The following is a 25,948-nucleotide window of genomic DNA, read 5'->3' as shown; positions in this document are numbered from 1 at the left end:
AGCCTGGTTGAATGCTTTATAACGCGCGTTTCGACATTTATTTGCCCCGGAAATGATACGTGAAATTCATCAAGACTCAATAATTATTCACTCTGTCAGTACATCGATCAATCTTCTTTTTTCAGGATATTATATCTGGTATCCCGCTGAGCAGGTGTATAGCCTGCGTCTTTTATAATACTTATGATCTCCTGTTTTGTCATTCTGAAAGTAATTCCTGCCGCGGCTACAACATTTTCTTCGATCATGGTGCTGCCGAAATCATTTGCACCGAATTCAAGAGCAACCTGCGCTATTTTCGCGCCCTGTGTCACCCATGATGCTTGAATGTTCTGAAAATTATCGAGCATGATGCGCGAAAGTGCGAGGACCTTCAGATATTCCACGGCTGTTGCTGATCGCCCGCCGAGTTCGGTATTCCCCGGCTGATAGGTCCAGGGGATGAACGCCGTAAACCCTTTCGTTTCTTCCTGAATATCCCTTATCCTGACCAGATGCTCAATGATCTCTTTATCTGTTTCAAGACTGCCGAACATCATGGTTGCAGTCGTGGGCATGCCGAGTTTTTGCGCTTCTTTCATAACTTCGGCCCATTGCCGCCACCTGATCTTATTCGGACTAACTTTTTTTCTGACCCGGTCGACCAGGATCTCGGCCCCTCCGCCGGGAATGGAATCCAGGCCCGATGCTTTGAGACGAATGAGTGCATCTTTAATACTTAAGGCATCCTTTTTTGCGATGAACGATATTTCAGAAGGTGAAAGCGAATGGATCTGGATTGTATAACGCGACTTAACGGCCCTGAACAAGTCTTCAAAATAGTCTATGCCAAGATCCGGATGCACACCTCCCTGCATGAGTATCTGTGTACCGCCCTGTGCTATTGTCTCATCGATCTTTTTGAAAATCTCGTCCTTTGACAGGATGTAAGCTTCCGGACTGTCGGCTTCGCGATAGAACGCGCAGAATTTGCATTTATTCACGCAGATATTGGTATAGTTGATGTTCCGGTCTATAATGAAGGTCACGAGGCGTTCGGGATGAAGGCGTTTCCGCACCTGGTTCGCGAGTTCGCCGAGGGTCAGAAGGTCGGCATGTTTGAACAAGATGAGGCCTTCATCGCTGTCAAGACGCCTGCCTGATTCCACTTTATTAATAATGAGATTGATTGCTTTTGGTTTCATTGATGTCGTCTTTTACTCTGAACTCCGAACTAATCTACTTCCAAACCTTCACGACATTATACACCGTGTCCCGTTCCACGGGTATTCGACCCGCTTGTTTGATCAGATGCACAATCTCGTCCCTGGTCATGCTCCCATCCGTTGTTCCGCCCGCCGCCTTGGTTATGCGTTCCTCCACCACAGTGCCGTCCAGATCGTCTACGCCGAAGTTGAGTGAGACCTGCGCTATCTTTTCTCCCAGCATGACCCAGTACGCCTTGATGTGGTCAAAGTTGTCCAGCACCAGCCGCGAGATCGCGAGGGTCTTGAGATCGTCAAAACCGGTTGTGTAGGCGGATTTTTTAATTTCCGTGTTCTGCGAATGGAAACTCAGGGGGATGAAGGCTTGGAAACCGCCGGTCCTGTCCTGGAGGCCCCTGAGCCTGAGCAGGTGGTCGATCCGGTGCTCATAGGTCTCAATATGTCCATAGAGCATGGTGGCGTTCGATTTGAGGGCTATATTGTGCGCGGCTTCGATAACTTCAAGCCAGCGGTCGCCGCTGATCTTCTCTGCACATAAAGTATTGCGTACGGTGGTATTGAATATTTCGGCGCCGCCGCCGGGGAGAGAACCGAGACCGGCATCGCGGAGCTGCTTCAACGTATCAGTGACAGAAAGACCGGAAAGTTTCGCCAGGTAATCGATCTCCACGGCGGTAAATGCCTTGAGGTGTATTTTTGGGAATTCTTTTTTCAAGGCGCCGAGCATGTCAAGATACCATGCAAAAGGCAGGTCCGGGTGGAGGCCGGATACGATATGAAACTCACGTACGCCTTTTCCGGCTTTGCGCGCCTTGTCCAGGATATCGTCGATGCTCATCTCGTACGCGCCGGGTTCGCCTTTGCTCCTGCTGAATGCACAGAATTTGCAGCGGTTCACGCAGATGTTCGTTGGATTGATGTGCATATTCTGGACAAAAAAGACCTGGTTGCCGTTCTTATGCTGTGCGACATGGTCGGCCATCCGACCGAGCGCGAGCAGGTCGTTCGATTTGAAAAGCGCAATGCCGTCTTCGCGCGTGAGCCGCTGGTTGGATAGGACTTTTTCTTTGATAGTGTCAATGTTCATATTCTGTAGTGTCGAGCGGGGAGGTTGGAGTTACCAAATTTTGTGCAGAATTTTCCCGTTGACCATGGTCATAGTACAGGATTTCGTTTCTCGGAGCAAGTCGGAATAGAGGTCACCTGTATTTTTCTTTGGTATCGGCACTGCTATGATGTCAGCTTTTTTCCCCGGTTCGAGCGTGCCGATGACTTTGTTCAGACCGAGTGCTTTCGCACCGCCGATGGTTGCCAGATCGAAGATCTCTTTTGCCGTAATGCCGTCACGACGGTGCAGGTGGTATGCGAAGCGCATCTCGTCCCACATACCCAGGCTCGGCGAACTCGCAAGACTGTCCGTGCCGAGACCGACGGTGATGCCGGCGTTCAATATCTTTTTCAGCGGCATTCTGCCGACGCCTGTTTCCTTATTGCTCCTCGGACAATGAGCGATGGACACCTTTGACTTTCTGATCAATTCAATATCTTTATCCGTTACCTGCACGGCATGAACAGCCAGAAGGCGAGAGGAGAGGAATCCGATCCTCTTGAGAAACTCAAAGGACGAAGAGCCCTCCGGCGCCCAGTCAAGGTCCCAGGAGGCAAGTTTATAGAGCTTTTCAAGACTGCTTTTGTTTCTCCGCAGTAGTTTGGTCTCGTCTTTGGATTCTGCAACATGCATTGCGATTTGGAGATGTTTCTTATTGGCAAGTATTGTCATATCTCGCAGTACTGATTCAGAAACCGTATAGGGCGTGTGAGGTGAAAGTCCGTATTTTATTAACGCTGAATCTGCTCTGCGAGATAGTTGAATCCCTGCCCCCTGACCCCTGACCCCTGATCCCATTTTAATTATTTCATGAAACACCATCGCCCGCAACCCGCTTGTCCTGATAAGAGCAGGACTCACGTCATGCGTGCAGATCTCTCCGACAGTGGTCGTACCGGTACGAATGAGTGTACGGATATTTTCTTTCGTGGCGGTTTCATAATCGAGGATAGTAAGACGTTTTTTCAAGCGGATAAGATTGAGTATCCAGTCAGCAAACTCGCTGGTTCGAATTTTATTCAAAAGATCAGGCAGCTCAAGGTGCGTATGTGAGTTGATCAATCCCGGCATAAGTATGGTATTCTGCAGATGGATAATACGATGGCGGGGAAAGCGTTGAGTGATCCTGTCTGCCGTACCGACAGCTTTGATCATACCTCTGTTTATGACAAGTGCGCCATTATTGATCGGAGCCCTATCTTGCCTGAAACTAATTAATTTTGAACACGTTATAATCATAATAATGGTGATGATGCTACCATTCAAGGGAAATATTGTCAAGAAAACACAAACTGCCATATTTTGTCAGCTCATTGTGACAAATACAGTCCAATAAAATAATTACTTATAGCTAATGCATTGATTAACCGGGCTAAAATACTGGCACGTATTGTGCTATTTAAAGAAGTGAAAATTGAAGGCCATTGAAAGGGGGTGAAGTTGCCATAAAGGGGCCTGAACCAAAACAGTCACACAATGCAGTCAAACAAATCAATTAAATGGGAGGTTAAAAAATGAAGACCGGAAATAACAAAGGTTTCACCCTCATCGAACTCCTGATCGTGGTGGCCATCATCGCCATTCTGGCGGCCATCGCCATCCCGCAGTTCTCCGCGTATCGTGTAAAGGCTTACAACTCGTCAGCTCAGACCGACTTAAGAAACCTCAGGACCTCGTTGGAATCAGTGCAGGCGGATTTGCAGCAGTATCCTATACTCTAAGCTAATTTCCAGGAAAGGAGCTTTAATCACATGAAAACATTCTCGATTATAATGATCATTGCTATTGCATTGACCGTTAGTGTAACAGCTTATGCTGTTACATCGATCACATCAACGTCGCCCGCGACTATCGGTGGAGCACCGTTTACACCATCACTGAATGTAACAATCTCATCTTCCTCAACTACTACTAATTATAACTGTACATCAGCACATGCTTCCTCTGCCACAGGCGCGGGTTACGAGTACCAGATTCATGATTCGTATAATGGGATATGGAAGAAAGCGTGGGCGAAAAGTATTACCACTTGGCCGGAGACTGCAATATCCAATCCAACAACAACTGTAAGTGGATTCAGCCAATAAAGTAAAACTTCATCATGATGTAAACATGCAAATGAAAAACCGTCCCGAGGGTTGGTGTTGACCAACCCTCGTTTTTTAATTATAATGACCCTGTTGCAATGCAAAAGGGGCTAATCATGTTGCAAATATTTTTTGTGACATTTAAAGGTATCCTGCGTGACAGGGTCTTCAGGGGCATTATGATGGCCGGTGTCCTTTTCCCTCTCATTCCGTCAATCAGTTCACTTTCGATGAGACAGGTGACGGAGCTCTCGATCTCCCTTTCCCTTTCACTCCTCTCTTTTACGCTCCTGCTTCTTTCAATTTTTCTTGGAGGGACCTCCCTCTGGAAAGACATTGAGCGGCGGTATACATTCAGCGTTCTGAGTCTGCCCCTGACGCGAGCTTCTTTTCTTGTGGGGAAATTTTTTGGTATTGCCGCTTTCATTGTACTTACCACGGCCATACTCGGCCTGATCGCGAGCGCCGTGATCTGGTCCTCTGCCGGGGTCTATCCATCGCTCCGCCCCTTTGTCTGGACAAATATAGTGCTGGCATTTTTTTTCTGCTCCCTGAAATATATCCTGGTGATCGCGGTGTCCTTTCTTATCTCGGCAGTCAGCACTTCTTTCTTTCTCCCGATCTTCGGCACCATATCTTTGTTTATCGTTGGAAGCGCAACTCAGGAGGTATATGACTATCTCCATTCTTCGACGGTCCTGACTGTTTCGCCTTTCGTAAAAAATATAGCGAATACGCTCTACTATCTTCTTCCGAATTTCAGCGCCTTTGATTTCGAAGTAAATGCCGTATACGGCATCAGTCCTTCTCTATCCGGCATGATATGGATCTGCGTCTATTTTGTGATCTACACCGCGGTCATGCTTGCGCTGTCAGCGGTAATTTTTTCCCGCCGGGAGATGCAATGAACAGCCGTGTTCTCTTGCCGATCCTCATTTCTTCATACCTGCTTGTCCTCTTCCCTTTTACCACCTATATGAAGAACAAGCCATTTGTCGAGAAGATGGGTTATGTTCCTTCGCCTGAGTTCATGCGGCTTGTCTCGGCTGATCAAAAACAGGCGCTTGCCGCCGCGCTCATGATGAAAACAATGATTTATTACGGTGGGCTGGTGGAACGGGCCAAGAATCAGATCGCCGTCACTGTTGATTATCCCGGAATATTTCAGGCCCTCAGCGCGTGCGTAAAACTCGATCCGTATAACATGGATGCCTATTATTTTGCCCAGGCTGTGCTTGTGTGGGACGCCCAACAGGTAGAAATGGCGAACGATCTCTTGAAATATGGGATGCGTTACCGTGACTGGGATTATTATCTTCCTTATTTTGCAGGGTTTAACTATGCTTTTTTTCTCAAGGACTATGCAAATGCCGCCATCTATTATAAGAGGGCGGGGGAGTTGCTTGGGACCGATCTGCCCATGAATCTTGCGGGCAGGTATATGTATGAGTCCGGAAGGACGGACATGGCGATCTCGTATTTGACGACAATGATCAGAGGCGCCGGAAACGAGGCGGTAAAACAGTCACTCCAAACAAGGCTGAAGGCATTTCAATCGGTCAGAACAGTAGAGCAGGCGAAGGAAGCTTACCGAGGGAAATTCAACAGACATCCTGCTTCGGTAGACGAACTTCTTGGGAAGGGGTATCTGAAGGAACTCCCTGTTGATCCCTATGGAGGGACGTTTTACATTGATAACCAGGGCATGGTGCGGAGTACGAGCAAATTCGCGTTTGGTGTTGTGAAGAAATGAAGAGAGAACACGAGGACTAACCATGACAGCCATTGAAATCATAAATCTATCTAAAACATTTAAAATAGCCAGAGGCCCCGCGGTCGACGCGCTGAAGGAGGTGTCTTTCTCGGTGGGCGCAGGAGAGGTCTTTGGTTTTCTCGGACCGAATGGCGCGGGCAAGAGCACGATGATCAAGATACTGATGGGCTTGATCCGTCCCACCAGTGGTCATGCATACCTCATGGGGCACGAAGTCCACTCGCATGTGTCCCGAAAACAGGTCGGATATCTGCCCGAGAACCCTGCCTTCTATGATTTTTTGACCGCCCGGGAATATCTTCTGTTTGTGGGAAAGACCTTCGGCATGGATGACACCATTTTGCGTGAAAAGTCCGAGACTGTTTTGAAACTGTTGGAGCTCGTGGAGGCAGGGGACCGTCCCCTGCGCGGTTACAGCAAGGGGATGGTCCAGCGGCTCGGCCTTGCCCAGGCACTGATCCATGACCCGGAAGTGCTGATCCTTGATGAGCCGATGAGCGGGCTTGATCCGATCGGCCGCGCACGGGTGAAGGAGATCATCCTGGAGCTCAAGGAAAAGGGCAAGTCCGTATTTTTCAGCACCCACATCACTTCCGATGTGGAATCGGTTTGCGATCGTGTGGGGATCATTGTGAACGGTACCCTGCAGCGTGTCGAGTTCGTGGACTCTATTTTGACCAAGGGCATTGTCGGATATCATCTGCGTATCAGGGTTCCCGGTTCCGAAAAACTGAAAGAGATCGAGGTTTCCAAGGATGAACTGTCGAAAGTAATGTCCGAGATCCAGATGGCCGGTGAGGAAATAACACTGATCGATCCGAAACGAAAAAATCTGGAGGCGTTCTTTCTGGATATTGTTCGTGAGGGGAAAAGGTGAAAATATCTTGGTCCTGATAGAGCTACCATGAAATGGGTGCCAAGGCAGTCGGTTTTGTAACGGTTGATTCTATCTCATATTCTATTTTCGCTTCCTTTTCTCCTCATGCCTGATATCAAGCCGTTTTATTTCCTGAATGCTCTCGTTAAGATGTTCATTCTGTTTTTTCAGCTCCTGGACGGTTTTGAGCACTGAAATCCAGGTCCGTGCTTCGTCGGCTCTTTTGTTATCAGGATAGCGTTTGATAAATTCCGAGAACGAACGAGTTGACTGAGCATAGTCCCGTTGGGGATTATCATGGTGCGCATTGACGAGGGCAAGCTCGAACAGCGCGTCAGCGGCCAGTGCGGAGTCAGGGGAGTCGGTCACAATTTTAGTATAAGCCGCGGCAGCCTCTTTGTATCGTTGCTCTTTTACGGAGACAGCCGCATCCCGAAACTGCTTTCCCGGTCCGGCCACATAGCCGGTCATGGCACAGCCGGAAAACCAGATTACTGCGAGCAGCACAATAACCTTCTTCACGCATTCCTCCGCTTGTCCACAACAAAAACACTTTTCGGTATCGATTTGGCGTAGTCCTTCAACTCTGCCGCGACCTCCGAAGCTTCCAGGGGATTGGTGAGTTTCCGATGTTCATTCGTCACAATGGCAATGGAGATGCTCATAATGGGGAACTCCATCTCGATACCCTGCCTTGTTTTCCCGAGGATATAGCCGCGCGCCCGTTCCTCGCGGTCGTAGAAGTCGGGTATTCGCTTGTCAAATTGGCTGATGATCTCCGTGGAGATCGTGCGCATATATTCCGGAGTCGTGATGACCACGAAATCGTCACCACCCACATGTCCGATAAAATCATCGGACGTGCCCGTGGACTTTACCACGCTCTCGATGATCTTCGCGGTCTCTTTAATGACCTCACTGCCGTTCGCATAACCGTACCGGTCGTTGAATGCCTTAAAATTGTCAAGGTCGAGCACGCAAAATGCGATCGGCTGGTTGGAGTCTATGCGTTTTTTGAGCACATTCTCGATGGCGATGCCGCCCGGCAGGCGGGTAAGAGGACTGGCATCCAGATACATTTCCTCGAGTTTTCTAAGCCGTTTCCCCATGGCCAAAAAGGCATTTGAAAGGCTCCCGATCTCGTCCTCTGTGGTGATCCTGGGATCGTAATCGAAATTCCCTTCAGATATGCGCTCGGTCGCTTCTTTTAATTTGTGGATCGATGAGGAAATATGATGGGTAACGACAAGCCCTGCCAGGGCCCCTGCAATGATGCTGATCAGGCAGAGCACAGCCGTTGTCAGGAAGGCCCTGCTGCCGATCGTGGTTATCTGTTTCATTTTCATGTCCTGGGATTCTTTGGCGGCTGAGGACATCGCCTTGAGCGTTTCGACGAGCTTGTCGAAAATATTTTTCATTTCCTGGTTCGAGACAGCGTATGCCTGATCGACCTTGTTTGACCGGACCAACTGGATCTCCCTGGAAAAGAGATCAGTATATTTCAGATGAAGGTCTTCAATTGATTTCGTGGGAAGAGCGGCAGTGTTGGAAAGGTCCTTGACGGTGGTAAGCCACGCGTCGAATTCCTTTCCCCGTTTTGCAAACAGATCCCGCATGTCTCTGCTCTTGAGGATCAAATACCGCTTTTCATACATATCCTGGCCGAGCAGGGCATCAAGCATCTTGTCGGATGATTCTTGTATGATGATATCGACTTTCACAATGCTTCTGTTCAGGGCATTGATCCTCTGCAGGCTGATGAGGGCATAGACAACGACGATAACGGTCAGCACCACGAGCGACATGTATCCTAAAAGCATTTTACTGGCGATGTTAAGCCGTGCAAAAAGCCTTTTTGGGACCAGTTTTTCCAATATCTCGGGAAGAAAGGGGATATTCATGGGTAATAAGTAAAAGTATATGTAATTAGATTAACAAACATTTATGGCATTGTCAATATTAATCTGGATTTTTACACGGGAAACCTCTTATGATGCCGAAGGTGAAGCACGCAAAAGGGCAGGGGTAAGCCGGCCGGTAGCTAATAAAATTGGGGCGATTGATCGCCCCGGCATGAGGAATAGAAAGAGGTGTTCATTATTCCAATGTTATTGCCGTGACGGGACAGCTGTCAACCGCTTGCTGACAATCGCAGGTATCACAGGCATTCGCGTTGGCGACCCATGCCTTATCGTCCCGGAGCTCGAAAACCTTGGGGCACAGTTCCGAGCAAAGTCCGCAACCGATGCAGAGGTCCATATCAACTATCGGGGTAGCCATAGGTATCTCCATCCTTTCGTGATTGACCAATATATTCTCCAAGACCGAACACCGTTCGCATCCTGATGTTTCGTGAAGTTTCATCAACATCACCGGTTAAATAGTACCTGCTCTCCCTGATGATTTCAAGCTCATTTATAAACGATCTGCTTAAATATTGCTATGATATACCTCATACAGCGCGCGATCTTGCGCTCTGTATCCCCTGATTTCCAAAATTATCTTTACAAATTCAGGGCATTAACATATAATGAGCCCGAAATGGAAATGCAAAAAGTGCTTTTTTTCAAACCGGGAGCGATTGGGGATCTGCTCCACACGTTTCCGGCTCTGAAGGCATTACGAAAGAAGTTTCCCGCAGCGCATGTCACGGTCGTGGTCTCTCCAGGATTAGAGCCGCTCGTTCAGGGAACTCCAGACGCGGACCGTGTCCAGGTATTCGATAAAGCGAAGCTTAAAAGACATTTGAAGGATTTTATCGAATTCGGATGGCGCCTCAGGAACGAGCGCTATGACCTGTTTATTGATATGCAACCGTCTCTTCGTTCGATGGTGCTGCGGCGGCTGTCCGGCGCGCGACAGGTACTCGTATATCAAAAACAGAAGAGGTCAGGGGTTGGAGAACGACGGCTCCATGCGGCGGATAATTTTCTGGAAACGTTACGGCCGCTTGGCATTGATATTCCTGTTGACAGCATCGAGCTTCAGGTTGCTCCCGAATTACTCGCGAATATTGATCGCTTTCTCACCACGCGGAACATTGACGCGGACAGACCTCTCATAGCGCTGAACTGCGGCGTGGGAGCGGCACGACCAGCGAGAAACTGGTTTCCCGAACGGTTTGCGTCGCTCGCCGACAGGTTGATCGATGAACTTGACGCGCAGGTGATCTTTGTGGGAGGAAACGAGGACCGGGAACTGGTCCTGAGCGTTCTGGCGGACATGAAAAACAAGGCGGTTTCAGCCGCCGGCGATCTGTCTATCCTGGAATCCGCGGCATTACTGGCCAGATGCAGCTGTCTCGTGAGCGCAGATACCGGACCGCTGCATCTCGCAACAGCGGTACAAACACCTGTTGTGGGACTTTTCGGTTCCACTGACCCCCGTCGCACCGGGCCGATCGGCAGGGGACATCACGTCATTCTCAAGGGCCTCGCCTGCGTTCCGTGCGAGGAAAAACAATGTCTCCTCGGCACCCGCGCATGCATGGCGGACATCACCGTGGATGAGGTTTTCAACGCGGTCAAAAGGGTCGTGGGAAAAGCCACTGAATAGAACCCTGTTCATGCGAAAACGCTACTCAATAAGAACACTCAAGAAATTTCGTTGCAGACAATCTATGATCTCTAAAAAAGACAGCAAGCGCCTGACGGCATACATTGATCGGTTTCCAACTACCCGGGTTCTCGTTGTCGGAGACATCGTCCTTGACCATTACATCTGGGGAAAGGTGTCCCGGATATCGCCTGAAGCGCCGGTGCCCGTTGTGAACGTCACGCGGGAAAATCTGCTTCTGGGCGGCGCGGCCAATGTGGCGAATAATATCCAGGCCCTCGGCGGCGCGGTAAGCGTCTGCGGCGTGATCGGCCAGGATGAAGCGGGCAGGCAACTACTTCATCTGCTTCTTAAACAAGGGATTCGTACCGAAGGGATCATCATTGATCCGGCGAGGCCTACCACGATCAAAACCCGTGTCCTGGCGCATAGTCAACAGGTTGTCAGATTTGACCGTGAAACGAAAGAGAGGATCGAACGGGAAGCACATCGCAGAATATTTGATTACGTCAGCCGGCAGGTCAAAGAGGGACTTGACGCAATTGTGCTCTCGGACTACTGCAAGGGCATGGTTACCAGCGAGCTCGTACGGGACATCGTGAGACTCGCGAAAAAACACAAGGTAATCGTGTCCGTAGACCCCAAAGTAAGCCACTTCGACATGTACAACGGGGTCACCATACTTACCCCGAACAGCAACGAAGCCTCCACAGGTTCCAAAATAGAGATCGATGACGAACGATCCCTGCTCAAGGCGGGCGCGCTTCTGCTCAGACGGCTGAAATGCGAGGCAGTGCTGATCACCCGCGGTGAACAGGGGATGAGCCTCTTTGAGCGCGGAGGCAGGGTGACCCACATCCCGACCGTTGCGCGCGAGGTTTTTGATGTTACCGGCGCCGGAGATACGGTTATCAGCGCGCTCACTCTCGGCATGGCGGCCGGCGCAAGCATGGTGGATGCCGCCAGGATCTCGAATTATGCAGCGGGGATCGTGGTCGGAGTCGTGGGCACAGCCGTTGTTAAACCCGGAGAGTTGAAGAATCGAATACTATCGGGATAAAGTGACGGGGCAGCAGTCAATGCCGACGGTCACGTAAAGCGGTAACGAAGCCCGTATCGTGTTAAAAGGCAACGGTGACGTTTTAAGACGAACGACGAACTCCTAAAACCGAAACGGGCGTCGTCTCCGTAACCGCAAGACGATATTTCAGACCGATACCGGCTTCATAGCCGATTCACCAAATCGTAACCGATAAGGAGTGTTGTCCATGAAAGGCATCATCTTGGCAGGCGGCAGCGGGACACGGCTTTATCCCATCACCAGGGGTGTCTGCAAACAGCTTCTCCCGATCTACGACAAACCCATGATCTATTACCCGCTTTCGACGCTCATGCTGGCGGGGATCCGCGATATCCTGATCATCTCAACGCCGCTTGATCTTCCGAGGTTTAAGGACATCTTCGGTGATGGATCGGATCTGGGGTTGCGTTTTTCCTACAAGGAACAGCCGCAGCCGAACGGCCTCGCTGAGGCATTCCTGATCGGAGAAGAATTCATCGGTCATGACACCGTCTGCCTGGTGCTGGGAGATAATATCTTTTTTGGACACGGCCTCACGGAGATGCTCACCAAGGCGGTCAAGAAGGTGAATTCCCTCGGTGGCGCCACGGTGTTCGGTTATTACGTGAAAGATCCTGAACGGTACGGCATCGTGGAGTTCGACAAGCAGGGGAAAGTGCTATCGGTTGAAGAAAAACCAAAGCAGCCGAAATCAAAGTATGCGGTCACCGGACTGTACTTCTGCGACAACGACGTGGTCCGGATCGCCAAGAGCATCAAACCGTCATGGCGGGGAGAGATCGAAATCACGGATGTCATCAATTCCTATCTCGAGCAGAAGAGGTTGACGGTAGAGCTCATGGGCAGGGGTTATGCGTGGCTTGATACCGGGACCCATGAAAGCCTGCTTGAGGCAGGCGATTTCATCGCAACCATCGAAAAACGGCAGGGACTCAAGATGGCCTGCATCGAGGAGATCGCTTATAAACTGGGATACATCGACAGGACAAAGCTGCTCAAGGCCGCTGAAAGCCACAGCAAAAACGCGTATGGCGATTATCTCAGGATGGTGGCGGAGCAAGGGGTGCCGAATGCCCTTTGAGTTCAAATCGTTTGAGATACCCGGCCTCGTGCTGGTCCAACCCCAGGTCTTCGGAGATGACCGGGGCTTCTTCTTTGAACTGTATAAACACTCGGATTTTACGCTCGGGGGCATTGAAGGGCATCTGGTACAGGACAACTATTCGAGATCAGCAAAAGGGGTGCTCAGAGGACTGCACTACCAGAAGACCCCCAAGGCCCAGGGCAAGCTGGTCATGTGTATGCAGGGCAGGATATACGACGTTGCCGTGGACATCCGGAAAGGCTCCCCTTTCTATGGGAAATGGATGGGTGTCGAACTTTCGGCGGAGAACCGATTGATGCTCTATGTACCGCCGGGGTTCGCCCACGGTTTTCAGGTCTTAAGCGACACCGCGGATGTGATGTACAAGTGCACGAATGAATATTCGCCGGCTGAAGACCGCGGGATCATCTGGAACGACCCGGACATCAACATTTCCTGGCCGCTCAAAGGTCCGGTCTTGTCCGGTAAGGACAGGGTCCATCCGCATCTACGGGAAGCCGACAATAATTTTAGTTACTAAATATATTCTCGCAGAGACGCAGAGTTCGCAGAGGAAAGCTAATAAATGCTCTCGTAAAAAATGACTCACCGGTTTGATTTTACTCTGCGTCCTCCGCGTGCTCTGCGAGAGACGCCCTTTTGGTTCCGGCTTGTCCGGGTCAGGATATAATCGGTCCCCATGAAATATCTCATCACCGGTAAAAACGGACAACTGGCGCAGGCCTTCATTAAGCGGTTTGAAGAACGATCGATAGACTTCAGCGCTCCTGATGAGTCTCAGCTTGACATCACGAACCAGAAGGTCATTGCAAATGTCGTTGCAACACTGAAACCCGATGTCATCATCAACTGCGCTGCCTACAACCTCGTTGACAAAGCGGAGCAGGACGGGGATAGGGTATTCGCGGTAAACGCAACAGGCCCGAAAAACCTCGCTCAAGCTGCCGCATCACAGAAAGCGATCCTGGTGCATTTCGGATCGGACTATGTCTTCGACGGAACCAAGGAGAGCGGCTTGTACCTTGAGAGCGACCCGGTGAATCCGCTGAATGAATATGGCAAAAGCAAGCTTGCCGGGGAACTTTCTGTTTTGGAAGAACTGGACCAATGCCTGGTCCTCAGGCTGAGCTGGGTTTTCGGCGCCGGGAAACAGAATTTCATATATAAACTTATTGAATGGGCCAAGAACAACGAATATCTGAAGATCGCCTGTGATGAGTTCTCGGTGCCCACCTATACCGGTACGGTGGTGGATATTACGCTCAAAGCGATCGGGCAGGGCATGACCGGTCGATACCATCTGACGAACAGCGGTTTCTGCTCACGGTATGAATGGGCACGGCTGATCTTGAGCACGATCGGCGTGGATAAATTCATCAGGCCCGTGGCCATGGATTCATTCAATCTTCCCGCACAACGGCCGAAGTTTTCGGCCATGAGCAACAGCAAGCTTGCAAACCATCTTAATGTTGCTATCCCATCCTGGGAAGAAACAGTCCGTTCATTCTTACGAGAAAGCGCATCGGTTCATGAATAACAGCAAGAGCACAAAATCGGAACAAGACCTGGTCCCGGGAACAGCAAATATCCTGGTAACCGGCGGAGCCGGCTTTATCGGGTCCAATTTTATCAGGTATGTTTTGGATAAAACGGATTTCAAGGGCACGATCGTCAATTACGACAAGCTTACCTATGCCGGGAACCTTCTGAATCTGACTGACATTGAAAATAAATTCGGCGGGGAAAACTATTTTTTCGAACGCGGCGATATCCTGGATTACGAAAAGGTCAAACAGGTCGTCACGAAATTCAAAATAAACAGCATTGTCCATTTCGCCGCCGAAAGCCATGTTGACCGGTCCATCTTCGGACCCAAAGAGTTTGTTGAAACAAACATCAACGGAACATTCAACCTGCTCGAGGCAAGTCGTCAGCTTTGGACAGGAAGATCGGATGTGCGCTTTCACCATATCAGCACCGATGAGGTGTATGGTTCTCTCGGCGACACAGGGGCCTTCTTTGAAACGACATCATATGACCCCAGAAGTCCTTACTCGGCGTCCAAGGCCGCCTCGGACCACCTGGTGAGGGCGTATTACCACACCTATGGTCTGCCGGTTACCATCTCCAACTGCTCCAATAATTATGGCCCCTATCATTTCCCCGAAAAACTGATCCCGCTCATCATCCTGAACGCACTCGAAAGGAAGCCGTTGCCCGTCTACGGGGACGGGAAAAACGTACGGGACTGGCTTTATGTTGAAGACCATTGTGAAGCGATATGGGCGATCCTGAATAAAGGGATCGCAGGTGAAACCTACAATATCGGCGGTGAATGTGAAAAGCAGAACCTTGAGGTCGTAAACACCATCTGCGAGGTGCTTGAGGGCCTCTCTCCCTTCAGGGACAACTCAGTATTCCGAACTCCGAACTCCAAACTCCGAACTTACAGGGACCTCATCACCTTTGTCCCCGATCGGCCGGGACATGACCGGCGCTATGCGATCAACTGCGACAAGATCAAGAACGAGCTCGGGTGGACGCAACGGCATAATTTCGAAAACGGTTTAAAGGACACGATCTCCTGGTACCTTAACAACACCGACTGGGTAAAGAGTGTCAGGAGCGGAGAGTACACGAAGTGGATCGAGAAAAACTATTCGTCTAGGTTATGAAGTCGATCCATGGTTCACTATTCAACGTTCAGGGTTAAACAGCCCAGCGCTAAATGCTCAACCTTGAACCGTGAACGTTGAACCCTGAAACAAAGAAAGGACGTCCATGAAAATAGCAGTAATCGGAACCGGTTATGTGGGTCTGGTCACCGGCACCTGTCTTGCTGAAAGCGGTAACGATGTCATCTGCATGGACATTGATGAACGGAAGATCGCGATGCTCGATTCCGGCAAGGTACCCATCTACGAACCGGGACTGGAAGAGCTTATCGAGCGGAACGTGGCCCACGACCGCTTGACCTTTACCGTGGACATGTCCAAGGCGGTCAAAAAATCCGACATCATCTTCATTGCCGTGGGCACGCCTCCGGGGGAAGACGGATCCGCCGACCTCAAGTATGTGCTTGCTGCGGCCCGTCAGATCGGCAAGTACATGAACAGCTACAAGGTTATCATCAACAAGAGCACGGTGCCGGTCGGCACGGCTGAAAAGGTCAAAGCCGCGGTGGCGGATAAAACTGCGCATACGTTCGACGTTGTATCTAATCCCGAGTTTTTAAAGGAAGGCTCTGCGATCGAAGATTTCATGAAGCCTGACCGTATTGTGATCGGCGCCGATAGTGCGCGAGCGATGGAGATTATGCAAGATCTGTATGCGCCATTCATCCGTAAAGGAGACCGCACGCTCGTCATGGATATCAGGAGCGCGGAAATGACCAAGTATGCGTCAAATGCAATGCTCGCGACCAAAATATCGTTTATCAATGAGATGGCGATCATCTGTGCAAGTTTGGGGGCCGATATCGACAGCGTGCGCAAGGGCATGGGCTATGACAAGCGCATCGGGTTTGAATTCATGTTCCCGGGAGTGGGATATGGCGGATCATGTTTCCCCAAGGATGTGAAGGCACTGGTCCAGACTGCCCGGGACCATGGTGTCGAAGCAAAGGTACTGAGAGCGGTCGAAGCAGTGAATGACCATCAGAAATCGCTGTTGTCAAAGATGATCATCGCGCACTTTGCGGCGATGAGTGCGAAGAAAAGCGTCAAAACCACCAAACCACTCTCAGGAAAGACTATCGCACTCTGGGGTCTTGCGTTCAAACCGCGCACGGACGATATGCGCGAGGCGCCTTCCATCGTCATCATCAATAGTCTTCTGCGTGCCGGCGCCGCAATCAAGGCGCATGATCCCGTGGCAATGAACGAGGCGCGCAAGATCTTCAAGAAAAGGGTCCAGTTCAGTGAGGACGACTATGAAATGCTCCGGGGTGCGGATGCGCTTGCTGTCGTGACCGAATGGAGCGAGTTCCGGACACCGGATTTCAAGAAGATAAAAAAGCTCTTGAAGAAGCCGCTCATTTTCGACGGCAGGAACATCTATAATAAGGCAGAGCTCCGGAAGATGGGGTTTACGTATTATGGGATCGGGAGACGATAAGACGGCGCAACGGTGAGGGAAGAAGGACGAGAGACGAGGGACGATTAAAATAGCGTCCATCGTCCTAGCGAGCGAAGCGAGCGGTCGTCCATCATCTCTCCTCATTCATTTATCTAATAAGGAGACACCATGCGAATACTGGTAACCGGCGGTGCTGGCTTTTTAGGATCACACCTGTGCGAACGACTGCTGAGAGACGGACATGAAGTGCTTTGTCTGGATAATTATTTTACCGGCAGAAAGACGAACGTTGCGGAGTTTATGCGCAATCCCGCGTTCGAGCTGGTACGGCACGACATTGTTCTTCCCATTCTGCTGGAGGTGGACAGGATCTATCATCTGGCATGTCCTGCTTCGCCTATCCACTATCAGCACAATCCGGTTAAGACCATCAAGACCAATATATTAGGCACGCTCAACATGCTCGGCATCGCAAAGCGGGTCAATGCGAGAATGCTCCTGGCGTCCACATCGGAAGTCTACGGCGATCCCGCAATGCATCCGCAAAAAGAGGACTACTGGGGAAACGTGAACCCCATCGGCATCCGGAGCTGCTATGATGAGGGAAAGCGCGCAGCCGAGACCCTGATGATGGACTACCATCGCCAGAACCGCGTGGACATCAAGATCATGCGCATCTTCAACACCTACGGACCCCGGATGCTGGCTGACGACGGCCGGGTGGTGAGCAACTTCATCGTCCAGGCGCTCAGGGGAGAGGACATCACCGTTTACGGCAAAGGCTCACAGACCCGTTCCTTTTGCTATGTGGACGATCTCATCGACGGCATGGTGAAGCTGATGAACAGTGAGAACTTCACCGGCCCCGTGAACATCGGGAATCCGGATGAATACACGATCCTGGACTTCGCGAAGAAGATCATTGCCATGACCGGTTCAAAATCGAAAATATCGTTCAAGCCTCTTCCCTCCGACGATCCCTCGCAGCGGATGCCTGATATTACCCTTGCAGGGGAGAAACTCGGATGGAAGCCCAAGGTCTCGGTGGACGAAGGGCTCAAGAGGACCATTGAGTATTTCAAGAAGGAATTGGTCGGCTCTATTACCAAATAACCTACAGGTTCCTATCGTCAATCTCCAAATTATCGACGAGTTGCAGCTTATGAAAAATGAAAAGGATTCGATCATCGCAGTCATCCCCGCCCGCTACGGCTCAACTCGCTTCCCGGGCAAGGCCCTTGCCGACATCAAAGGAAAGCCCATGATCCAGTGGGTCTATGAACGCACCAGGCTTTCAAAGCTGATCCATCGGGTCATTGTGGCAACCGATGATGAGCGCATTCTCAGTGCCGTGAAGTCGTTCGGCGGCGAGGCGATGATGACATCACCTCATCATGCCACGGGCACGGACCGGATCGCTGAAGTCGCTAAGTCTCTTGACTGCGCTATCGTGGTCAACGTGCAGGGGGACGAACCCCTGATCCGGCCCGAGATGATCGATGAGGCTATTTCGCCGCTGGTGCAGAACGCATCCATTCCGATGGGAACGCTTTGCAAAAAGATCGAGGACCGTGAAGAGGCCTTTGACCCGAATGTGGTCAAGGTGGTCTTCGACAAAAACGGTTTTGCGCTCTATTTTTCCCGCGCGCCCATTCCCTGGGACCGCGACGCCTGGGCCGGCAAAAGCTCATGGAAGGAATTATCCCTTGAAGGCCCCCTGTACAAGCACATCGGGCTCTATGTGTACCGCAGGGATTTTCTCCTCGACTACGCGAACATACCCCGGACCCCGCTCGAAGCCGTGGAAAAGCTCGAGCAGCTTCGCGCGCTGGAGAATGGCCACAGAATAAAGGTTGTAATAACCCGTTATGAATCGTTTGGTGTTGACATCCCCGATGATTTGGGTAAAATATTGAAAAGGCTCGAAGAAAGTTGAGAACAGGAATGGACAAGAAAAAGACGCCGACAAAATACATTTTCGTTACCGGTGGCGTGGTCTCATCGCTGGGCAAAGGCCTCGCTGCCGCATCGATCGGGGCCCTCCTCGAGGCGCGGGGGCTGAAGGTCACGTTTTTGAAGCTCGATCCCTATATCAACGTCGACCCCGGCACCATGAGCCCCTACCAGCACGGAGAGGTGTATGTGACCGATGACGGAGCGGAGACGGACCTTGATCTCGGCCACTATGAGCGGTATACCAATGTCAACACGGGTCAGAAGAACAACTTCACCTCCGGCAGGATCTACAACAATGTGATCACCAAGGAACGGCGAGGTGACTATCTCGGGGGCACGGTCCAGGTCGTGCCGCACATCACCAATGAGATCAAACGCGCGATAACGGACCTTGCGGACGATGAAGACGTCGTCATTGTGGAGATCGGCGGCACCATCGGCGATATCGAGAGTCTCCCGTTCCTCGAAGCCATCCGGCAGCTCAGATACGACCTCGGCAGGCAGAATGTGCTCTATATTCACCTGACCCTCGTGCCGTTCATCCAGGCTGCGGATGAGCTTAAATCAAAACCCACGCAGCATAGCGTGAAGGAGCTTCTGTCCATCGGTATCCAGCCCAATATTCTCCTGTGCCGCAGCGATCGCCTCATTCCAAACGACATGAAGAAGAAGATCGCACTGTTCTGCAATGTGGAGGAAAATTGCGTTATTTCCGCGCAGGACGTACAATCGATCTACGAGGTCCCTTTGAAGCTGCATGCCGAGGGACTTGACGACCGGATCCTCGAAGCGCTCGAGCTCACGGTCCCGAGCAACGACCTCACCGCGTGGGAAACGATCGTTCGGAAAGCCAAGCATCCGGCGAGAAACGTTACGATCGCCCTGGTCGGTAAATATATAGAACTCAAGGAAGCGTACAAGAGCCTGTGCGAAGCGCTTACTCACGGCGGGATCGCCAATGACGCGAAAGTGTTCATCAGTTGGATGGATTCGGAAGACATTGAAAACAAGGGCGCGCAGGAAGTGCTCAAGGGCATGGACGGGATCCTTGTTCCGGGAGGATTCGGCATCCGCGGGGTGGAAGGAAAGATAGAAGCCGTAAAATTCGCGCGGGAGGGAAACATACCCTACTTCGGAATTTGTCTCGGTATGCAGTGCGCCGTGATCGAGATCGCACGTGATCTGGCCGACATCCGGGACGCGAACAGCTCGGAATTCGACCAAAAAACGGCCCACCCCGTTATCTACCTGCTCGAACACTGGTACGATTATCGGAGCCAGTCCATGCAGAAGCGGGACCTTACGAGCGACAAGGGCGGCAGCATGCGTTTGGGAGCCTACCCCTGCAAGATAGAGAAGGGGACGCTGGCACACCAGGCCTACGGAATGGATGATATCTTCGAGCGCCATCGCCACCGCTATGAATTCAACAACAGCTATCGGGACGTATTGAAAGCCGCAGGGCTCGTGATCAGCGGGATCTCTCCTGACAATGAACTGGTCGAGATCGTGGAACTGAAGAATCACCCCTGGTTCCTCGGGTGCCAGTTCCACCCGGAGTTTAAATCGACACCGCGCAAACCGCACCCGCTCTTTACGTCCTTCATTGCCGCTGCGTTGAAACAGCGGGAGCAGGGGAAGAAACCGTGACCCGTGAACTATCGATAAAGGACATCCGCATCGGTGGACAAAACCCTTTTGTCCTGATCGCGGGTCCGTGTGTGATCGAGTCGGAGGGTTCGACTCTCGAAGCCGCCGCACGGCTCAAAGAGATAACCGGGGACCTCGGCATTCCATTTATTTTCAAATCATCCTTCGACAAGGCGAACCGCAGTTCGGCGAAGTCCTTTCGGGGGCCGGGGATGAAGGAAGGTCTCCGGATACTCTCTCGCGTCGGCAGGGAACTGCGCCTGCCGCTCCTCTCGGACGTTCACCGATTTGAGGAAATCGGGCCGGCTGCCGAGGTCCTGGATATCATTCAGGTGCCCGCTTTTCTGTGCAGACAGACCGATTTTGTCATGGACGTCGCAAAGACCAACAGGGTGGTAAACATCAAAAAGGGGCAGTTTCTGGCGCCCTGGGACATCAAGAATGCGGCTGAGAAGGCGGCTTCCACGGGCAACGACAAGATCATCATAACCGAACGCGGGGTATCGTTCGGGTATAATAACCTTGTTGCGGACATGCGTTCACTGCCGATCATACGGGAGTTGGGTTACCCCGTGGTATTCGACGCGACCCACTCGGTGCAGTTGCCGGGAGCGGGGGGGACCGCATCATCAGGAGACCGGAAGTTCGTTCCCCATCTCGCGAGGGCCGCAGCAGCGGCCGGCATTGACGCCTTGTTCATGGAAGTGCATGCCTGCCCCGACAAAGCGCTTTGTGACGGGCCGAACATGCTGAGCCTGGACGAACTTCCCGCGTTGCTCAAGCAGGTCCGGGAGATCGATAGGATCATAAAACAATGATAGAACGGGCGAAAAAGGTTCTGAAAATAGAAGCCGGGGCTATTGCGTCGCTTATTGACCGCATTGACGGACGATTCGAACAGGCCGTAACAATGATCCTGAACTGCGAAGGCCGCGTGGTCGTAACCGGCATGGGTAAGTCCGGCCTCATCGGCAAGAAGATCGCTGCCACGCTTGCTTCCACCGGCACACCCGCGCTCTTCCTGCATCCGGCCGAGGGCATCCACGGAGACCTCGGGATGGTCATGAGAGGGGACACGGTGATAGCGCTCTCCAACAGCGGCGAGACCGATGAACTCTCAAGGATGCTGCCGTCGCTCAAGCGGCTCGGGATCGGCATCATCGCGCTCACGGGGAATCCGGAGTCTACACTTGCGAAGAACAGCGATGTGGTGATCGATGTCAGCGTGAAGGAGGAGGCCTGTCCGCTCGGACTTGTTCCGACGGCAAGCACCACAGCGGCGCTCGCCATGGGAGACGCCCTTGCCGTTGTGCTGTTGGACCAGCGTGGATTCAAGGAAGAAGATTTTGCCTGTTTCCATCCCGGAGGCGCACTTGGCAAGAAGCTTTTGCTCCGTGTACGCGATCTGATGCATACGGAAGAAGCCGTCCCCGTGGTCTCCGAAGGGACACTGATCAAGGATGCGATCTATGAAATATCCTCAAAGAAGATGGGGGTCACCGCTGTCGTGAACGCAGCAGGGAAACTGGTCGGCATTATTTCTGACGGCGATCTCAGGCGCTGGATGGAAAAAACCGAAAAATCGGGTGAGAATCTTCTCAAAAAAGAAGCAAAGGACATCATGACGAAAAATCCGAAGGTAGCCAATAAAGATTCCCTTGCGGCAGAGGCTGTGTCCATTATGGAGAAAAACTCCATTACCTGTCTCATCGTTGCAGACCGGAATGAAGTGCCTGAGGGAGTTATCCATCTCCACGATCTGCTGAAGGCGGGGGTGGTGTGATGAAAACAGTTCATAGTTCAGAGCTGGGAGTTCCCCCGACTGAGACATTCGAGGGCAAGCTGCGTGCGGAGTGAGTGTATGAGAAAAACCAAAACAACAATCCAGTCGAAGGCGAAAAAGATCAAGCTTTTGTTGCTTGACGTCGATGGTGTGCTGACCGACGGCAGGATCATGCTTGACAATCAGGGCAATGAGCTCAAAGCATTCCATGTTCGCGACGGCCATGGGATAAAAATGGCCCAAAAGGCCGGCATTATCGTCGGCATTATCACCGGCAGAAAATCAGAGGTCGTGAACATCCGTGCGCGTGAGCTCGGCATTAAAGAGGTATATCAGGGCACGCACGAAAAGATCGAGGTATATGAATCGATCCTGAAAAAGTTCGGGTTTCGCTCCGATGACGTTGCGTATATGGGGGATGATGTCGTGGATGCGGGAATTTTCAAGCGCACGGGTCTGGCCGTGACCGTTGCGGATGCGGACCCCTCCGTGATGCCGCATGTGGATATGGTCACCAAAACAGCGGGCGGGAGGGGGGCAGTGCGTGAATTCATCAACCTCATCCTGAAGCATCAGGGCAAGCTGCATACTTCATGAGCGAGTGGGTACTGAAGACACGAAAATGGACAACCCGTCTGTCCTTGATATGGATAACCAGACTGGTAAGGTTATTTTCGCTGCTCGTGCCGTATCGAGTGGGAGTTTGGGCGGGAGGGGTGCTCGGTTTCATTGCATACTATCTGCTTCCCCGGGAACGGAACAGGGCGCTTACACACCTGACGCTGGCGTTCCCTGAAAAAGAGCGTTCATGGATACGCCATACGGCCAGAGGCTGCTTTCTCCATCTGGGCAAGTGTCTGCTTGAGGTCATGCTCATGACGCCTCGCCGTCTTGAGCAGGTCATTGAATTTCGGGGAGAGGAAGCACTCCGCGCTGCGATCGGCATCGGCAAAGGAGTGATCTATGTTACCGGTCATATCGGCAACTGGGAGATTATGGGACATGCCGTGGCAGCCCGGTACAACCTCAGTGTGATAGCAGCGCCCATAGAACCGGAGCAGGTAAACGATATGATCGTGGGACTGCGCGCAAGAATGGGTGTGAGAACGATCCTGCGCAGCAGGCCGGGTGCATCCAGGGAACTGGTCCGGGTGTTCAAAGAAAACCGCATCATGGGTATCCTCATCGACCAGGACACGGATGTGGAGAGCGCTTTCGTGGACTTCATGGGCTTACGCGCCTGGACCCCGACGGCGGCGGCATCAATGGCGCTTAAATTCGGTGCACCGGTGATCTTCGGTTACATCCAGCGCACCCGGGACAACAAGCATGCCATTACCGTCGAAGGACCGCTTGAACTGGTTCTCACGGGTGACCGTGAAAAAGATATCATAACCACTACCGCCATGCTTACGAAGAAGATAGAAGACACCATACGAAGAAACCCGGAACAATGGGTCTGGATGCACCGCCGGTGGAGGAGGCAACCCTGAAAATATTCAACGTACCGAACCTGCTTTCACTCAGCAGGATAGTATCGGTGCCCATTTTTATCGTGCTCATGCTCGACCCGAGCCCGGGACGGACGCTTGCTGCGGGCATTGTGTTCTCGCTTGCCTCGGCCACGGACTGGCTCGATGGCTATTTAGCGCGAAAATGGGGGCAGGTGACCAAAATGGGGAAGCTTCTTGACCCTATTGCGGATAAGATATTGATTATGTCCGCACTAGTCATCTTAGTGGAATTACCCCCGCACATTGTCCATTCTTGGATGGCGATCCTGATCATCGGGAGGGAGTTTGCTGTCACCGGTCTCCGCGCAATTGCATCGAGCGACGGTATTATCATTCCGGCAGAAACCGTCGGAAAATACAAAGTAGGTGCCCAAATTACCGCAGTTCTTTCCCTTCTTCTTGATCATGCCTTTACCAAGGATTGGATGAGAGAACTCGGGAGGTACGCACTCTGGATTGCAATGATTCTCTCCGTATATTCAGCGTATCAGTACTTCAGGACCTACTGGAAGAAACTGAACTAGCAGCTATGGATACACTCATCCAGATACTCGCGATCCTCTTATCCTACCTCCTCGGTGCCGTGCCGTTCGGACTCCTGTTCAGTAAACTTTTTTCCGACGTTGATGTACGGACCATCGGGAGCGGCAACATTGGCGCTACCAACGTGCTTCGGGCCGCGGGAAAAAAGGCTGCCGTCCTGACCCTTCTGGCTGATGCGCTGAAAGGCGTCATTCCCGTGCTGCTCGCGAAGTCAATTTTTTATGACGATACAGCAACGGTCTTGTCAGGGGCTGCCGCTGTCCTGGGACATAATTTCCCCGTCTATCTTAAATTCAAAGGTGGAAAAGGGGTGGCAACCAGTTATGGCGTGGTCCTTGCTGTTGCCCCCTGGATAGGGCTCCTCTGCCTTCTTATCTGGCTTCTGGCCGCATTCATTTTTCGCTATTCATCACTAGCCGCTTTAATTTCCTTCGCCTGTTACCTTGGGGTTACCTTTATTGTGGTCTCACCTGTTTCAAAACCCTACGCGTTGCTTTCCCTCTTCATTTTCAGCATGATCTATTATCGGCACCGGGAGAACATCAAGCGGCTCCTTGCAGGCACAGAACCGAAGATAGGCAAGCAGAAATGAGAATTGACATGATAAAAATGAAACTTCCCGTGCTGATTTTTTCCCTTTGCGCACTGCTGTTTTTGGAACCTGATAGTGCCGTGGCGGAAGAACTCGAGATCGTTAATCATCCGGTAAACACATCAGGACTTACCGGTCTTCTTTTAACTACCTCGCCTTATACGCTCACACCAAAAACCGTAGAAATCGGGGCATCGGTTCTGTCTGAAAACAGCATCAGGCCTGATTATACCATCACCGAATATCCTTTAAGTGCAACCATCGGGATATCGAATAACTCGGAACTCGCATTGAGAACCTCCTATATTTCCATCTCGGAAGGTCCAACCGGCACGACTGTGGTAACTCGAAAAACCGGAGACATCGAGCTTTCGTACAAATGGAATTTTATTCCTCATCAGGAAGACTCTCTGCGTCCCGCTGTCGCATTAATCATCACCGGTTTGATGCCGACGGAAAACAACAGCGATCTGCGAGCTAATTCGGTCTCTCATTGGGGCATGCGTTTAGGACTTTCAGCCGGCACCGAGGTAAGCTGGAAAGAACATATCGTGGGTATCTACGCCGATGGGCAAATGGCTGGTCAGGATCTGACAGATAAACGACTGAAGGATCTGTACTGGATTTTCAATGCAGGGCTGCTTTTCCCGATCAGTAAATACGGAAATCTCCAGATGTTCATTGAGTATTCCTTGATAACAGGAAAAGACCTGATGACCTTGAGCGGCGGCGACTATACCGGATTAACCTACGGCCTGAGGCTGGTAACAGAACGGTTCAACCTTACTATTGGAACTCAATCTTTGCACAAAAAACTCGAGGGATATGACAATTCCGGCAGGGTTATAGGAATGATGAGTATGAAGTTTTAGTATAGTAAAAGAAAATATATAGTAATGATAATGTCTCCACAAATCAATGAGATAAAAGCTATTAAAGCATATTTTACCTTATGCTTTTAATTGTCCGATAATGTATATTATGTCAAATCAGACATTTAAACAGGACAGTCCGGGTTCTTTTCCCCTTCCCTCAGACATC

General features: G+C 51.3%; 26 protein-coding genes and 1 pseudogene. 21 read left to right on the top strand and 6 right to left on the bottom strand.

Going from position 1 to position 25,948, the window contains the following annotated elements:
• Window positions 1–107: 107 nt before the first annotated feature.
• Genes mqnC through M0R70_08600 form a run of 3 tightly spaced genes read right to left on the bottom strand, consistent with a single transcriptional unit; the run spans window position 108 to window position 3,468 of the window.
• Window positions 108–1,184 carry a dehypoxanthine futalosine cyclase gene (gene mqnC / locus M0R70_08610; GenBank protein MCK9419421.1) on the bottom strand — a complete coding sequence of 359 codons (1,077 nt, stop codon included), beginning with the start codon at window positions 1,182–1,184 and terminating at the stop codon, window positions 108–110.
• A gap of 34 nt (window positions 1,185–1,218) precedes the next feature.
• Window positions 1,219–2,292, bottom strand: a complete 1,074-nt coding sequence (mqnE, locus tag M0R70_08605) for an aminofutalosine synthase MqnE (GenBank protein ID MCK9419420.1) — start codon at window positions 2,290–2,292, stop codon at window positions 1,219–1,221.
• 30 nt (window positions 2,293–2,322) lie between these two features.
• The gene (locus M0R70_08600; protein ID MCK9419419.1) at window positions 2,323–3,468 is read right to left on the bottom strand and encodes an amidohydrolase family protein; all 1,146 of its coding nucleotides are present in this window, start codon (window positions 3,466–3,468) and stop codon (window positions 2,323–2,325) included.
• Between the two features lie 359 nt (window positions 3,469–3,827).
• Here M0R70_08600 and M0R70_08595 point away from each other — a divergent pair.
• The 4 genes and pseudogenes from M0R70_08595 to M0R70_08580 all read left to right on the top strand — a co-directional run bounded on the left by M0R70_08595 (window position 3,828) and on the right by M0R70_08580 (window position 7,051).
• Window positions 3,828–3,923 (top strand): annotated as a pseudogene (locus tag M0R70_08595) (prepilin-type N-terminal cleavage/methylation domain-containing protein).
• Window positions 3,924–4,516: 593 nt separating this feature from the next.
• Window positions 4,517–5,308 carry an ABC transporter permease gene (locus M0R70_08590; protein ID MCK9419418.1) on the top strand — a complete coding sequence of 264 codons (792 nt, stop codon included), beginning with the start codon at window positions 4,517–4,519 and terminating at the stop codon, window positions 5,306–5,308.
• Entirely contained in the window at window positions 5,305–6,153 is an 849-nt protein-coding gene (locus tag M0R70_08585; GenBank protein MCK9419417.1) for a hypothetical protein, read from the top strand. Before M0R70_08590 ends, M0R70_08585 begins: the two co-directional genes overlap by 4 nt.
• 22 nt (window positions 6,154–6,175) lie before the next feature.
• The gene (locus tag M0R70_08580; protein ID MCK9419416.1) at window positions 6,176–7,051 is read left to right on the top strand and encodes an ABC transporter ATP-binding protein; all 876 of its coding nucleotides are present in this window, start codon (window positions 6,176–6,178) and stop codon (window positions 7,049–7,051) included.
• Window positions 7,052–7,132: 81 nt separating this feature from the next.
• On the opposite strand, the gene M0R70_08575 is transcribed toward M0R70_08580, so the two are convergent.
• The 3 genes from M0R70_08575 to M0R70_08565 form a co-directional block, all read right to left on the bottom strand.
• The gene (locus M0R70_08575) at window positions 7,133–7,573 is read right to left on the bottom strand and encodes a tetratricopeptide repeat protein (protein ID MCK9419415.1); all 441 of its coding nucleotides are present in this window, start codon (window positions 7,571–7,573) and stop codon (window positions 7,133–7,135) included.
• Window positions 7,570–8,952, bottom strand: a complete 1,383-nt coding sequence (locus M0R70_08570) for a diguanylate cyclase (GenBank protein MCK9419414.1) — start codon at window positions 8,950–8,952, stop codon at window positions 7,570–7,572. The genes M0R70_08575 and M0R70_08570 overlap by 4 nt, the downstream gene beginning before the upstream one ends.
• 196 nt (window positions 8,953–9,148) lie before the next feature.
• Window positions 9,149–9,331 (bottom strand): ferredoxin, encoded by a 183-nt coding sequence (locus tag M0R70_08565; GenBank protein ID MCK9419413.1) that lies wholly within the window; start codon window positions 9,329–9,331, stop codon window positions 9,149–9,151.
• Between the two features lie 261 nt (window positions 9,332–9,592).
• Here M0R70_08565 and waaF point away from each other — a divergent pair, with 261 nt between their 5' ends.
• From waaF to M0R70_08480, 17 genes are all read left to right on the top strand, one after another.
• Window positions 9,593–10,606, top strand: coding sequence for a lipopolysaccharide heptosyltransferase II (waaF, locus tag M0R70_08560; GenBank protein ID MCK9419412.1), 1,014 nt, complete (start codon window positions 9,593–9,595; stop codon window positions 10,604–10,606).
• A gap of 64 nt (window positions 10,607–10,670) precedes the next feature.
• Window positions 10,671–11,666, top strand: a complete 996-nt coding sequence (gene rfaE1, locus M0R70_08555) for a D-glycero-beta-D-manno-heptose-7-phosphate kinase (GenBank protein MCK9419411.1) — start codon at window positions 10,671–10,673, stop codon at window positions 11,664–11,666.
• A 208-nt stretch (window positions 11,667–11,874) separates the two neighbouring features.
• Window positions 11,875–12,768: a glucose-1-phosphate thymidylyltransferase RfbA gene (gene rfbA / locus M0R70_08550; protein MCK9419410.1), complete on the top strand. Its 894-nt coding sequence runs from the start codon at window positions 11,875–11,877 to the stop codon at window positions 12,766–12,768.
• Entirely contained in the window at window positions 12,758–13,312 is a 555-nt protein-coding gene (rfbC, locus tag M0R70_08545) for a dTDP-4-dehydrorhamnose 3,5-epimerase (GenBank protein ID MCK9419409.1), read from the top strand. The genes rfbA and rfbC overlap by 11 nt, the downstream gene beginning before the upstream one ends.
• Before the next feature lie 159 nt (window positions 13,313–13,471).
• The gene (gene rfbD / locus M0R70_08540) at window positions 13,472–14,329 is read left to right on the top strand and encodes a dTDP-4-dehydrorhamnose reductase (GenBank protein MCK9419408.1); all 858 of its coding nucleotides are present in this window, start codon (window positions 13,472–13,474) and stop codon (window positions 14,327–14,329) included.
• On the top strand, window positions 14,322–15,467 hold the full coding sequence (gene rfbB / locus M0R70_08535) for a dTDP-glucose 4,6-dehydratase (GenBank protein MCK9419407.1): 1,146 nt from the start codon (window positions 14,322–14,324) through the stop codon (window positions 15,465–15,467). The genes rfbD and rfbB overlap by 8 nt, the downstream gene beginning before the upstream one ends.
• Before the next feature lie 106 nt (window positions 15,468–15,573).
• On the top strand, window positions 15,574–16,908 hold the full coding sequence (locus tag M0R70_08530; protein MCK9419406.1) for a UDP-glucose/GDP-mannose dehydrogenase family protein: 1,335 nt from the start codon (window positions 15,574–15,576) through the stop codon (window positions 16,906–16,908).
• 129 nt (window positions 16,909–17,037) lie between these two features.
• Window positions 17,038–17,982 (top strand): SDR family oxidoreductase, encoded by a 945-nt coding sequence (locus tag M0R70_08525; GenBank protein MCK9419405.1) that lies wholly within the window; start codon window positions 17,038–17,040, stop codon window positions 17,980–17,982.
• Window positions 17,983–18,031: 49 nt separating this feature from the next.
• Window positions 18,032–18,805, top strand: coding sequence for a 3-deoxy-manno-octulosonate cytidylyltransferase (gene kdsB / locus M0R70_08520; GenBank protein MCK9419404.1), 774 nt, complete (start codon window positions 18,032–18,034; stop codon window positions 18,803–18,805).
• 8 nt (window positions 18,806–18,813) lie between these two features.
• The gene (locus M0R70_08515) at window positions 18,814–20,475 is read left to right on the top strand and encodes a CTP synthase (protein MCK9419403.1); all 1,662 of its coding nucleotides are present in this window, start codon (window positions 18,814–18,816) and stop codon (window positions 20,473–20,475) included.
• The gene (gene kdsA / locus M0R70_08510; GenBank protein MCK9419402.1) at window positions 20,472–21,293 is read left to right on the top strand and encodes a 3-deoxy-8-phosphooctulonate synthase; all 822 of its coding nucleotides are present in this window, start codon (window positions 20,472–20,474) and stop codon (window positions 21,291–21,293) included. Before M0R70_08515 ends, kdsA begins: the two co-directional genes overlap by 4 nt.
• Entirely contained in the window at window positions 21,290–22,258 is a 969-nt protein-coding gene (locus M0R70_08505; GenBank protein MCK9419401.1) for a KpsF/GutQ family sugar-phosphate isomerase, read from the top strand. The genes kdsA and M0R70_08505 overlap by 4 nt, the downstream gene beginning before the upstream one ends.
• A 78-nt stretch (window positions 22,259–22,336) precedes the next feature.
• Window positions 22,337–22,855, top strand: a complete 519-nt coding sequence (kdsC, locus tag M0R70_08500; protein MCK9419400.1) for a 3-deoxy-manno-octulosonate-8-phosphatase KdsC — start codon at window positions 22,337–22,339, stop codon at window positions 22,853–22,855.
• Window positions 22,852–23,751 (top strand): lysophospholipid acyltransferase family protein, encoded by a 900-nt coding sequence (locus tag M0R70_08495; protein ID MCK9419399.1) that lies wholly within the window; start codon window positions 22,852–22,854, stop codon window positions 23,749–23,751. Before kdsC ends, M0R70_08495 begins: the two co-directional genes overlap by 4 nt.
• Window positions 23,712–24,296 carry a CDP-diacylglycerol--glycerol-3-phosphate 3-phosphatidyltransferase gene (gene pgsA, locus M0R70_08490; GenBank protein MCK9419398.1) on the top strand — a complete coding sequence of 195 codons (585 nt, stop codon included), beginning with the start codon at window positions 23,712–23,714 and terminating at the stop codon, window positions 24,294–24,296. The genes M0R70_08495 and pgsA overlap by 40 nt, the downstream gene beginning before the upstream one ends.
• Before the next feature lie 5 nt (window positions 24,297–24,301).
• Window positions 24,302–24,907, top strand: coding sequence for a glycerol-3-phosphate 1-O-acyltransferase PlsY (gene plsY / locus M0R70_08485; protein MCK9419397.1), 606 nt, complete (start codon window positions 24,302–24,304; stop codon window positions 24,905–24,907).
• 8 nt (window positions 24,908–24,915) lie between these two features.
• Window positions 24,916–25,779, top strand: coding sequence for a hypothetical protein (locus M0R70_08480; protein ID MCK9419396.1), 864 nt, complete (start codon window positions 24,916–24,918; stop codon window positions 25,777–25,779).
• Window positions 25,780–25,948: the final 169 nt, after the last annotated feature.

The organism is Nitrospirota bacterium (assembly GCA_023229435.1).
Lineage (GTDB): Bacteria > Nitrospirota > UBA9217 > UBA9217 > UBA9217 > JALNZF01.
This window is presented reverse-complemented; position numbering and strand designations above follow the sequence as displayed.